We start from the raw sequence: 12245 nt of genomic DNA, 5'->3' as shown, positions 1-12245 counted from the left end.
GTCAAAATGGAGAAAATATATATTTAAATACAAAAAGGTTTGAAGGTTTATGCGAATTTGGGGAAAAATACTCTGTGCTTTTTTTGGCTACATGCTTGGTGGTCCTATTGGCTTATTATTTGGCTTGTGGTTAGGCCATCGCTTTGATCGTGCAAGTGCGAGAAACTTCAATATCCAAAATGGATTATTTGGTAATAGTGCAACGAGCCAAGAGAAGCAAAAGTTGTTTTTTGAAGCCACTTTTTCAGTAATGGGTCATGTTGCTAAAGCCAAAGGGCAAGTAACACAAACAGACATTCAAGTTGCTAATGCTTATATGGATCAGATGCGTTTGCAAGGTGAAGCACGTTCACAAGCACAAAGTGCGTTTGCTGAAGGGAAAAACGCTGATTTTCCACTTGAGCAAACATTAGCTGAATTTGCGCAGATGGTACGTGGCGATCGTAACGTACTGCAGATGTTTTTAGGTATTCAAGTACAAGTTGCTTTTTCTGATGGCAGTATTGACCAAAAAGAGAAAGCGATCCTCTACACCATTGCTGAGCAACTGGGTTTCTCTCGTATTGAGTTAGATCGTTTATTACAAATGATTGAAGGGCAACAACATTATCACCAAGGACAACAGCAACAACAGCAACAAGCGAGTGCTGATGATGCTTATAAAATATTAGGTATTGATGAAACAGCAACTGATAAAGAGGTGAAACGCGCTTACCGTAAATTAATGAGCCAGAATCACCCTGATAAATTAGCTTCAAAAGGTTTACCTGAAGAGATGATGAATCTTGCTAAAGAGAAAGCGCAGGATATTCAGCAAGCTTATGAAACATTGCGCAAAAAACGCGGTTTTAAATAATGATGTGGTCTCTGTTACAGCGTTATAGCTTGAAGTTAACCTTTGCTTTAACGTTGTTAATAGGGATTCAGTTTCCGCATTTTTTAGACCAATATGAAACACGTCTCGACGCACATTACCTCGAGTCAAATACCCAGTTAAGTCATTATCAGAAATTAGCTGATCTACTTTTTGCTGGTGACTTAGCCGCTCTAGTTGAAAAGCATAAAAACAGTGAAATAGCGCTTTTTAAGGCGGAGACTGAGATCATTGAAACACTGATAAAACGTAATACATTTTTATCAAATCAAAAAATAAATTTACAAGGTCCTCTCTCTCAACGTTTCGCTTTTTTAATCACTCAGATTAATGAACCGCTATTTATTGAAACACAAAACAATTACCAAGCTAATATCGTGCTCAATAAGCAAGCTATTATTGTCGGTTTAAGCGTGGCGACAGTAACTACTATTTTGCTAGAAATCTTATTGATGTTATTACCGCTTTTATTTAGAAAATGGATAACTAAGCAACAGCAAAAATCAATTAATTAGGCTGTTTTGCATTTAACGCTTTAAATCTTCGCTTACTTCTTTATGATGACTGCTTTATTTTAGACTTTTAAATTGGAGCTTAATTCATGTCTACATTTGCACTTGCTTTTGGTACAGCTACTAAAAATCGCGATCAAAAAATTATTGAAGCCTTTTTCCCTAATCCACTATTAAACCCAAGCGATGACCTTGTTGCTGTTGTTGGTGCGTTAGTTGGTTATGAAGGTGGTAATGCAACTATCGAAGTAAGCACTGAAGTTGCAGAGCAACTTAGCGCTGCGTTCAATGGTGCCGATGAGACTGCAAATGCAGATTTTGCAACTGCTGCGACTAAATCAGCACAACCACTTGTCTTAACTATTCTAGCAACCGATGAAGCACCGGCTACCGTGGCTGAAGGTTATCTGAAACTACAACTTATCTCGCATCGTTTAGTTAAACCACATGGTTTAGTATTAGATGGCATCTTTGGTGTATTACACAATATCGCATGGACAAACAAAGGTGCAATTGACCTACCTGAACTTGCTGATCGCCAAATTGAAGCACGCCTAAATGGTGAAACAATCACCGTTGATTGTGTTGATAAATTCCCTAAAATGGTGGATTACGTGGTGCCTGCTGGAGTACGTATTGCGGATACATCGCGTGTACGTTTAGGCGCACATGTTGGTGAAGGTACAACTGTTATGCACGAAGGTTTCATTAACTTCAATGCGGGTACAACTGGCGTAAGCATGGTTGAAGGTCGTATCTCTGCTGGTGTGATGGTTGGTGAAGGTTCTGACATAGGTGGTGGTGCTTCTATCATGGGGACATTAAGCGGCGGCGGTAAAATGGTCATCAAAATAGGTGAAAATAGCCTATTAGGTGCTAACGCTGGTTTAGGTATTCCACTAGGTAGTCGTTGTACTATCGAGTCTGGTTTATACGTTACTGCTGGTTCAAAAGTAAAAATGCTAGATAATGAAGGTAACGATGCTGGCTTTGCAAAAGCACGTGAACTTGCTAATAAAGATGATCTATTATTCCGTCGTAACTCAATGACGGGTCAAATTGAGTGCCTTGCAAACAAGAGCGCTGTTGAACTAAATAGCATGTTGCATTCTAACTAGTTTATAAATCTATTCTTTATTTTGAAAGGCTACATTATTGTTAATGTAGCCTTTTTTATTTATCGCTCGCCTACGATCAATACCTGTCATCCTCCTGTCATAGTAATCCTTATAATTATCACAAATTACAGTGATGAAATCATGGGTGTGGAAAGCGGATGCGAGCAGAAAAAACGATAAACCCTAAATTTAAAAAACAATTATTGTTACTCAAAAACTGTGCTAAATCTGAACTCGACATTGAAATTTCAGTGCATAAGATGTTCTCGGATAAGCACTATTGTTTAACGGTATTAAGCGAGCTTGAGGGGGTAGGTAGTGACATATTAAATGACTTAGTCACCGTTTTAAAACACACCCCTGTTTATATTCAAAGCACCACGAGAAACATTGAAATAACATCTAAGTTAAAAACAACCGAAAAAAAATCATCCTTAGTCGTCCTGCTTATTTCATTCATTTTAATTGCACTCATTGCATTTTTTGTGAGTTGGCAAAATGGTTATCTTAATATTAGTGCAGTTAATGCTAAAGCAACCCAGCCCTTTAGTGAGCAAAGTGCTACTATTATGAAGCCTCTGACCCTACCTAGCATGCAGCGTACTGTAAAGCTCCGTTTACATGGTTCAAATACCGTCGGAGAAGAGTTAGCCCCCGCATTATTGGAAGCCTACCTTAGATCGCTTTCTGTGACTCAAATGCAATGGTTACAGGGGGATGTCGCTGTTGAACGTGAGTTGCAATATATTCAGCATGGCAAAGTACATGCAATTCAGTTATACGCACATGGTTCGAGTACTGGTTTTCAAAGTCTACTTAATGGCTCTGCAGATTCGGCGATGTCTTCACGACAGATAAAAGTATCAGAAATAGAAGCGCTGAGGGCCACTAAGGGCGATTTATCAAGATCGGGTCAAGAGTATATTGTCGGCCTCGATGGTGTTGCGGTTATTGTTAATAAAAATAATCCAATCGCTGATATTACCAGTGAACAACTTGCCCAAGTCTTCTCAGGAGAAATTGATAACTGGCAGCAACTTGGAGGTCAAAATCTAGCAATTAACCTTTATGCGCGGGATAAAAACTCAGGCACATGGGACACCTTCAATAACTTACTTTTAAACGTTCATAATAAGCAGCTTAGCGAGCAGAGTTTACGCTTCGAATCAAGCAGTGAACTGTCTAATAACGTTTCACAGGATATTGCTGCTATCGGCTTTATTGGTTTACCTTATGTCAATAATAATAAGGCATTAGCCATTTCAGAAACACCTGAAAGTATGGTTATCTATCCAACGCGTTTTAGCGTGAGTACCGAAGATTATTTACTGTCACGTCGTTTATATATGTATACCCCGAGTAGTGGTAATCAGATGGCGCAACAGTTCAGTCGATTTGTTATTTCAGATGAAGGCCAGCGTATTGTTGAGAAAGTCGGGTTAGTCTCTCAAAACATTAAGTTAGAAGATGCTTCCGTTATAAAAAATGCACCGCAAAATTATAATGATTATGCTCAGATTGCGAGCCGTTTATCGGTAAACTTCCGTTTTACAAGTGGTAAAAATGAACTTGATAATAAAGGCAAGCGAGACATTCAACGACTTGTTGACTACCTTACCAAGCATCGAGGAAAAAGAGTTGTGTTAATGGGCTTCTCTGACTCGCTAGGTGATCCCAAAATGAAGACCTCTTTATCATTAGTGCGTGCTAAAAAGTTAGAAAAAACGCTTAATCGCTATGGTCTAAATGTTACCGCCGTTGAAGGTTTTGGTGCGCAGTTACCTATCGCTTCAAATAAAAGTTCAATAGGACGAAGTAAAAATCGTCGAGTAGAGGTCTGGGTGTTTTAGAGGAGAATATGATGAGTTATTTACTAAAAAATAGAACGGCTTTAATCGACTTATTTACTCACTTTAATTTACTAGAACAGCAACAAGTTAATCAAAATTTAAATAGCGCCTTACCGATATTGATGCCACCCGCAGAGCAATTAAGGGCTGTATTAGAAAAAAACAACGTGGGCACTGAGTATTTTGTTAGTAAACAATGTTTACCGTTAACTCGTTTTTACCTTGCTGAAAAAGCACAACAAAAAGCACTACTTTTATCCAAAGAGCGATTAGCTGATCTTTTTGTGAGTTTGCCTATTGTCGAGGCAACACTGTTTAAACAACAAATCCAACACGCACAATCAGCGCAGCAGCAAAGAGAGTATCCAGCCCATTTATTATCAGCCAATATGACGCATATTGATAAAGCAGAGTCTGCGGTGCAATTTAATCATCGTCAATTCAATAGAGTACAGCCATTAGATAAATATTGTGGGAGTGATAGAAAGTACCTTAATTGCTTTTATTACTTACAAGCAGGGGAGTTGTTTGTTGTGCATGAAACGTTAACCACAGAGACTAGTTTGCTGTTATACAGCGAACTATCACCATTACAGCAATTACAGGCACAAAAGTTGGTCGCACACTTAAATCCTACTTTTAAGAGCCTCTGTGAGCTGCAATAGCGTGTTTCTGCTTAATATAAGACCAAGGTCATTGTTGCCTATAAAACCGTTCACAATGAAAAATTAGGCTATTGCTAGGCGTATTGTTAATAGGGCATAAAGGGGGAGTCCTGGTTATGTTTTTTCCCCTTTTTTTCAACTTAGGTAGGCAGTTCAAAACAATAAGCCAAGGTTGCCACTGGCTTATTGTCATGGTGGACTTTGTTAAGGTAATACTTTTTTGAAGGGTTTAACGATCACTGATGCATAGACGCCTGCTTCAACATAGGGATCTGCATCTGCCCAAGCTTGTGCATCAATTAATGAATCAAATTCTGCAATCACCGTTGATCCTGTAAATCCGGCATCACCAGGGTTTTCATTATCAATTGCTGGATTAGGGCCGGCAACGAATAGTCGCCCCTGATCATTCAATTCCTGCAAACGAGCAAGGTGCGCTGGGCGTGATTGAATACGCAGTGCTAAGCTGTTCTGTACATCCTGTGAAAAAATTACGTATAACATCTCTATTCCTTTTATTTTTTGTCATTAACTGAATTTTTCTGGCTATCTTGAGGTAGGTGCTTGTAAAGGTAAAGGCCACTCAAAATGGTAAAAAGCAGTGTCACTGCAAGCAAACCAAATACTTTAAAGTTTACCCAAACCTCCTGCGACATAGTAAAAGCCACATAAACATTAATCGCTCCTAACGATGCAAAAAAGAGTGCCCAAGCAAGATTAAGGTTGTTCCAAATATTATCAGGCAATTCGAGCTCTTTACCCAACATCTGTTTGATAGCGGGTTTCTTAAAGATAAACTGTGTCACTAACAGCGCGATAGAAAAAACAGCGTATACCAGTGTCACTTTCCATTTTATAAATACATCATCATGTAAAACGAGCGTTAAAGTACCAAAGATTAAGATCATCGCGAGAGTGATAATCTGCATTTTTTCCGCTTTTTTACCATTCTTAAAATAGCTATAAATAAAGGTGATGGTCATTGCTACCATCAATGCAGCAGTTGCAGCATAAATATCAACCATTTTATAAACGATAAAAAAGATGACTAAGGGGATAAATTCTACTAACTGTTTCATGTATTTCTCTTTTGTAGCATTATGCTATATGGCGTGAACAAGCATTTACATTAGCATATTATCTGTCAATGAACTGCTTGTAACATGCTCTTGTTGTACAAATAAATGATTAAATGTGAGCAATGCCGCCCACCTTAAAGCCACCTCATTTACTTGCTTTCAGGTGGATATTCCGCAAGCATCATTACAATTTCATCATTAATAAATTGGGTGCGTTTTTCTACCTTTGTTGTTTCTCGTAATCTTCTTTGGGACGTTGACTTCCAGATGATGGATTGTGTTTTCGCATCGGCTAGCTCTAACACTAATTTACCGTATTTATTTTCATAATATTGTACTGGTGTACTCATCGCGACGCCGCCTTTGCCGCGAGAAAATCCAAAATGGGCTGAAGTACCAAATGCTTCTATTTCACTTTCATCTTCTATGCGAAACAAAACTTGTAAATCGGCGTCTTTAAGGTCAATTTGACTCATTCCTTTTTTTTCAAGTTGCGCTGCAACGGCTTCTCTTATGCGTGAATTATCGAGACTATCAACGACACCTTCGGGTAATGCTGCAAAAGCAAACGTGGTGTATTGAGAAAAATTTTGGCTGCTACGGTAATCTGTTGCTGGTTTTATGGCACAAGCACTGACAGATAAAGCAAATAGGGTAATAAAGAGTAAACGCATCATAAAACACTCCATTAAAAGCTAGGTAAGTAGCCTTAATTTATTAATTGAATAGGTGGTTTCTTCGAATAAAAACAGATTAAAAGATAGCATTCATTACATTTATCAGCGATATAAATTGTTGCTGATACGTAAATAATTTATTGGAATTGAGCTGGGTAGAATAGGGAAGAGGAGTTATGTTAGTAAATTAGTTAAGTTAGTTTTTATGACGCTGCTAAATGTGTTTCTTGAACGCTGCCTAAGCAACCGATGATCAAGAAACACATGTTATTAAGCTAACCTATAAATTGATCTTTAAAGATAGGTCGCGGCTTTCATTTTAGCGATGAACTTATCCATCTGTTGTAATAACTTATCAGGATCATCTAGGTTTGCTTCAATCACTTTAACCACAGCAGAGCCTGATATTGCACCTGCAGCACCAGATTTTATCGCCTCTTTTACTTGTGCTGGTTTAGAAATACCAAAACCAAGTAGCGATGGTGGTGCGTTATGTTTGGTTAACGTTTCTAACATATGCTCAATGGGCATCCCCGCTTTTGCATCTGCACCAGTCACACCTGCGCGACTTAACAGGTAGGTATAACCTTGGCTATATTCTGCCACTTTTTGCAGTGTTTCAACATCACCATTAGGCGGTGCGATAAAGATTTGTTGTAGACCAAATTTATCGGCAGCTGCACGGTATGGCGCGCTCTCTTCTAATGGCACATCGGCTATCAAAATAGAATCTACACCCGCTTCTGCGCAACGTTCATAAAAATTTTCGATACCATTTCGGTAAACTAGGTTTACGTATAAAAGCAGGCCAATTGGCACCGTTGGGTGCAGTTTACGTACCTCTTTTATTATATCTAAACAACCATCTGGCGTCGCACCTGCATCAAGTGCACGTGTCGATGCATCTTGGATAACCACACCATCGGCAACCGGATCTGAAAATGGGACACCTAATTCCAGTGCGTCCGCACCTGCAGTCACCAAGGTGTCGATGATCTTGATAGATAAATCACGGTTTGGATCGCCAATCGTTACAAAAGGAACAAATGCACCCTGATTTTCAGTGTTAAGACGATTAAATAGGGTTTGATAACGTTTAGTAGTCATTACATCATTCCTCTTTCTTCAAAAATCTCTGCCACGGTGAAGATATCTTTATCGCCACGGCCTGATAAGTTAACAATAATTATCTGATCTTTATCATCTGTTTCGATAATTTTAAGCGCATGAGCAAGGGCATGTGCAGACTCAAGAGCAGGAATAATACCTTCTTGCTGTGCTAATGCCTTAAAGGCAAGTAGTGCTTCATCATCGGTGGCATTCACATATTGTGCACGACCAGTCTCAGCTAAATGTGCATGCTGTGGACCAACAGATGGAAAATCAAGTCCCGCAGAGATCGAATATGATTCCTGCACTTGTCCATGTTTATCTTGCATCATCAGTGAATGCATACCAAAGAAGATACCTTTTGAACCATATGAGATAGGGCAGCCATGCTTACCTGTTTCTACACCATGACCACCAGGCTCGACACCAATCAGTTCAACCGACTCATCTTCGATAAAGTCGTTAAACATACCAATTGCGTTTGAACCGCCACCTACACAAGCGATTACCTTATTGGGTAATACACCCTCTTTTTTAAGGCACTGCTGTTTCGCTTCTTCGCCAATCATTTTTTGGAATTCACGCACGATAATCGGAAACGGGTGAGGACCTGCTGCTGTGCCTAACAGGTAATGTGTCTCTTCGTAGCTACCAGCCCAATCGCGTAATGCTTCATTACACGCATCTTTTAATGTTGATGCGCCAGAATGCACGCCAATCACTTCGGCGCCCATTAAGCGCATACGGAATACGTTTGGCTTTTGGCGTTCCATATCAACAGCGCCCATGTAAACTTTGCACTCTAGGCCTAATAATGCACAAGCAATTGCCGTTGCAACACCGTGCTGACCAGCACCTGTTTCAGCAATTATTTTCTTTTTGCCCATGCGTTTTGCAAGTAGGGCTTGGCCTAATACTTGATTGGTTTTGTGCGCGCCACCGTGCAGTAAATCTTCACGTTTAAGGTAAAGTTTGGTCTTTTTACCTTTAGTTAAGTTACGGCACAATGTTAGTGGCGTTGGGCGACCTGCGTATTCAGTCAATAATTCAGAGAACTCTGCGATAAAATCTGGGCAGGTTTGCGCTTTTACAAATTCTGCTTCTAATTGCTTCAATGCTGGCACTAAAATTTGTGGTACATACATACCACCAAATTGACCAAAATAGGGATTTAACTTTTCCATTGTTTGTAACCTCTTAAATTTTCATAGGGGAGTATTGCTACTCCCTTTCTGCTGACGCTTGAGTATTTTAATTATATTAATGTCTTACGAATGGTTCTTAGGGATAGACCACTTATAAAACGTTTTATATAAATTTAGTCGCGTAGCATGTACTTTTTGATTTCTGAAAATGCGTTAATGATCAATTCTGGATCTTTTTTACCCGGCGCACTTTCAAGACCAGAATTAAAATCTAAACCTGACACACCGATAAGTGCTGCTTCTCGTGCATTTTCTGGCGTTAATCCGCCAGCGAGTATGATCTTATTTTTTTCGATACTGCTATTAGCAAGCAATGACCAATCAAATACTTTGCCTGTTCCGCCAGTTTGCTTGCCAATACGTGTATCAAGAATATGCTTGTCTACATTATATTTTTCAAATTCAGGCAGTGAATCACTGACACCATGTGCTTTCCAAATCTGGCATGTTTTTGGTAACATCCCACGCAATGTTTTTATCTCTTTTGGCGTTTCATCACCGTGCAGTTGAACAACGGCAAGTCCAAGCTGTTTAACCGTATAAGCGATTAATTCAGGGTCTTCATTTTGGAAAACACCGACATATTGAAGTGGTGCACCTTTCATGATTGAACGAGCAAGTTCCATTTCAACAAAACGTGGCGACTCATCAACAAAAATAAGACCACCGTATATAGCGCCCGCTTTATAAACGTTAGCTGCTTGGTGAGAATGGGTTAAACCACACACTTTATTTTCGCCTAGGATCAGTTTACGACAAGCTGCGTCGACATCATCTTGACTCATGATTGATCCTCCTACTAAGAAACCATTGGCATGTTGGCTTAATTCAACCACTTGGCTGTGGTCGTAAATACCTGATTCACTGATCACAATGCGGTCAGCTGGGATATTTTTTGCTAACAGTTTAGTGCGATTAAGGTCGATGCTCATATCACGTAAGTTACGGTTATTAATACCAATCACTTTTGCATCTAGGGCAATCGCGCGTATGCGTTCCTCTTCGTTACTAATCTCTGTCAGTACGCCCATGTTTAAGCTATGTGCTGTATCGCGTAAGGCTTGGTAAGCATCGTCATCCAGCACTGATAACATCAGTAAAATAGCATCGGCTTTATGCAGGCGTGCAAGATAGATTTGGTAAGTATCTACGATGAAGTCTTTACAGATAACCGGTTGTGTAACGATATCGCGTACTTTGGTGATGTAATCAAAACTACCTTGAAAATATTTTTCATCGGATAAGACTGAGATTGCACTGGCATGGTGTTTATAGGCATTCGCAATCAGGTCTAAATCAAACTCTGGACGAATCAAGCCCTTTGAAGGGGATGCTTTCTTACACTCTAAAATAAAGACACTATTCTCTTGGTCTAGTGCTTGATAAAAGTGGCGGTCGCTATCAACGAGCTGATCTTTAAAACTGATCAGAGGTTGTTGTTGTTTACGATTTTTAACCCACTCAATTTTATCATCAACAATTTTTCCTAGAATGGTATCTTGTAAACTTGTATCGTTTAGCACTGGCTCATCTCCGCTAATTTTTTCACTAATTGTAATGGTTTACCGCTGTTCATCGCATCTAATGCCATGCTTGCGCCGCTTTTAAAGTCATCTGCAAAACCATTTAACACTAACAATGCTGAGGTATTTACTGCAACCGCTGCTTGTTGTGCGTCGCTGCCTTTGCCTTGTAAGATCTGTTCGATTATTTCTTTGTTCTGTTCTGGTGTGCCGCCAAACAGTGACTCAACAGGGTAGCTTGCTACGCCAAAGTCGCTCGGTGTTAAGGTGTACTCTTTGATTTCACCATCAACCAGCTCTGCAACCTGTGTTTCACCATGCAATGCAACTTCATCAAGTCCACTGCCAAATACCACCATTACACGTTTCATGCCTAATTGCTGATGTACTTGTGCGATGGGTTTAAGTAATTCTGGGGCATACACGCCCATCAATTCAAAGTCAGGACGTGCCGGATTAACCAGTGGACCTAATACATTAAAAATTGAACGTGTTTTTAGTGCCGCGCGAACGGGTGCTGCAAAGCGCATACCTGCATGATATGCAGGCGCGAAAATAAAGCACAGGTTAAGCTCGTCTAAACACTTGCGTGCTGTTTCAGGAGACATATCTAAATTCAGACCAAATGCGGCTAATAAGTCCGATGAACCTGATTTACTGGAAACACTACGACTACCATGTTTACACACTTTTAAACCACAGCTCGCCGCTACTATTGCGCTTGCTGTTGAGATGTTAATGGTACCCAGTCCATCACCGCCGGTGCCCACAATATCGGTAAAAGGGTAATCAGGACGAGGAAATGCTTTTGCTTGTGCAAGTAGGGCATTAGCCGCACCGGTTATTTCATCGATCGTTTCGCCTTTCATCTTTAATGCGGTTAATGCTGAAGATAAAACAATTGGGTCGACTTCACCTTTTACGACTTGTTCAAAAAACGCTTGGCTCTGTTCAACGCTTAATGCGTTTCCTTGGTATAACTGTTCTAAAATATCCATCTACTTTGCTTCCAAATTAGTGACAAAATTTAAACTGTTTTCAAGAAGATTTGCACCTTCACAGGTAAGAATAGATTCAGGGTGAAATTGGAAACCAACCACTCTATCTTGTTCATTATAAACAGCCATGCACATGCCATTAAAGTCAGCTACCACTTCTAATGAGTCAGGTACTGTTGTGCCGACTAATGAGTGGTAACGAGCAACAGAAAGCGGTTGGTTTAAACCACTAAACATACGGTCGCCACAATGGCTGATTAATGATGATTTACCATGCATGATCTCTTCAGCGCCGCCAACGGTACCGCCATATTGCTCGATTAAGGCTTGATGCCCTAAACAGATACCAATCATCGGTATTTCACCGCGACAAAGACTAATTAGCTCGATCAAGCAACCCGCTGCGCTAGGCGTTCCAGGGCCTGGCGATAATATTAATACCGCCTTACTTTCAGGTGAACTGTTTTCACAGTCATCAATATGCTGTTTAACCTGTGCGGCACTTTGGCTATTACGGTAAATTTTTACTGGGTAACCTAACGATTTAAATTGATCTACAAGGTTATAGGTAAATGAATCAAAGTTATCCAAGAAAAATAGGGTTGTTTTTTTGGTGTTATTAATCGTGCTCATA

General features: G+C 39.9%; 13 protein-coding genes. 5 read left to right on the top strand and 8 right to left on the bottom strand.

All coding sequences use genetic code 11. From position 1 onward, the window contains the following. The first annotated feature begins 49 nt into the window (after positions 1 to 49). The 5 genes from djlA (at position 50) to QQK09_RS01150 (ending at position 5019) form a co-directional block, all read left to right on the top strand. Positions 50 to 856, top strand: coding sequence for a co-chaperone DjlA (gene djlA, locus QQK09_RS01170; protein ID WP_284202272.1), 807 nt, complete (start codon positions 50 to 52; stop codon positions 854 to 856). Further along, on the top strand, positions 856 to 1389 hold the full coding sequence (locus QQK09_RS01165; protein WP_284202271.1) for a DUF2937 family protein: 534 nt from the start codon (positions 856 to 858) through the stop codon (positions 1387 to 1389). Before djlA ends, QQK09_RS01165 begins: the two co-directional genes overlap by 1 nt. Before the next feature lie 86 nt (positions 1390 to 1475). Next, positions 1476 to 2504 carry a 2,3,4,5-tetrahydropyridine-2,6-dicarboxylate N-succinyltransferase gene (dapD, locus tag QQK09_RS01160; protein ID WP_284202270.1) on the top strand — a complete coding sequence of 343 codons (1029 nt, stop codon included), beginning with the start codon at positions 1476 to 1478 and terminating at the stop codon, positions 2502 to 2504. Between the two features lie 158 nt (positions 2505 to 2662). Continuing rightward, on the top strand, positions 2663 to 4354 hold the full coding sequence (locus QQK09_RS01155) for a phosphate ABC transporter substrate-binding/OmpA family protein (protein WP_284202269.1): 1692 nt from the start codon (positions 2663 to 2665) through the stop codon (positions 4352 to 4354). Between the two features lie 11 nt (positions 4355 to 4365). After that, positions 4366 to 5019: a hypothetical protein gene (locus QQK09_RS01150; protein WP_284202268.1), complete on the top strand. Its 654-nt coding sequence runs from the start codon at positions 4366 to 4368 to the stop codon at positions 5017 to 5019. Positions 5020 to 5223: 204 nt separating this feature from the next. Here the strand turns inward: QQK09_RS01150 and QQK09_RS01145 are convergent, their stop codons facing one another. The 8 genes from QQK09_RS01145 to QQK09_RS01110 form a co-directional block, all read right to left on the bottom strand. Then, positions 5224 to 5523, bottom strand: coding sequence for a YciI family protein (locus tag QQK09_RS01145; protein WP_284202267.1), 300 nt, complete (start codon positions 5521 to 5523; stop codon positions 5224 to 5226). Positions 5524 to 5534: 11 nt separating this feature from the next. Then, positions 5535 to 6098, bottom strand: coding sequence for a septation protein A (locus QQK09_RS01140; RefSeq protein ID WP_284202266.1), 564 nt, complete (start codon positions 6096 to 6098; stop codon positions 5535 to 5537). 149 nt (positions 6099 to 6247) lie between these two features. Then, entirely contained in the window at positions 6248 to 6775 is a 528-nt protein-coding gene (locus QQK09_RS01135) for a DUF4136 domain-containing protein (RefSeq protein WP_284202265.1), read from the bottom strand. Between the two features lie 294 nt (positions 6776 to 7069). Further along, the gene (gene trpA, locus QQK09_RS01130; protein WP_284202264.1) at positions 7070 to 7882 is read right to left on the bottom strand and encodes a tryptophan synthase subunit alpha; all 813 of its coding nucleotides are present in this window, start codon (positions 7880 to 7882) and stop codon (positions 7070 to 7072) included. Then, positions 7882 to 9069, bottom strand: coding sequence for a tryptophan synthase subunit beta (trpB, locus tag QQK09_RS01125; RefSeq protein WP_284202263.1), 1188 nt, complete (start codon positions 9067 to 9069; stop codon positions 7882 to 7884). The genes trpA and trpB overlap by 1 nt, the downstream gene beginning before the upstream one ends. A gap of 134 nt (positions 9070 to 9203) precedes the next feature. Further along, on the bottom strand, positions 9204 to 10613 hold the full coding sequence (trpCF, locus tag QQK09_RS01120; RefSeq protein WP_284202262.1) for a bifunctional indole-3-glycerol-phosphate synthase TrpC/phosphoribosylanthranilate isomerase TrpF: 1410 nt from the start codon (positions 10611 to 10613) through the stop codon (positions 9204 to 9206). Beyond that, positions 10607 to 11611: an anthranilate phosphoribosyltransferase gene (trpD, locus tag QQK09_RS01115; protein ID WP_284202261.1), complete on the bottom strand. Its 1005-nt coding sequence runs from the start codon at positions 11609 to 11611 to the stop codon at positions 10607 to 10609. The genes trpCF and trpD overlap by 7 nt, the downstream gene beginning before the upstream one ends. Further along, complete coding sequence (locus QQK09_RS01110) at positions 11612 to 12244, bottom strand: aminodeoxychorismate/anthranilate synthase component II (protein WP_284202260.1); 633 nt, start codon at positions 12242 to 12244, stop codon at positions 11612 to 11614. Between the last annotated feature and the right edge of the window lies 1 nt (position 12245).

The organism is Psychromonas marina (assembly GCF_030161115.1).
GTDB lineage: Bacteria > Pseudomonadota > Gammaproteobacteria > Enterobacterales > Psychromonadaceae > Psychromonas > Psychromonas marina.
Note: the sequence above shows the minus strand (reverse complement) of the source record. Positions and strands in the feature narration are given on the sequence as shown.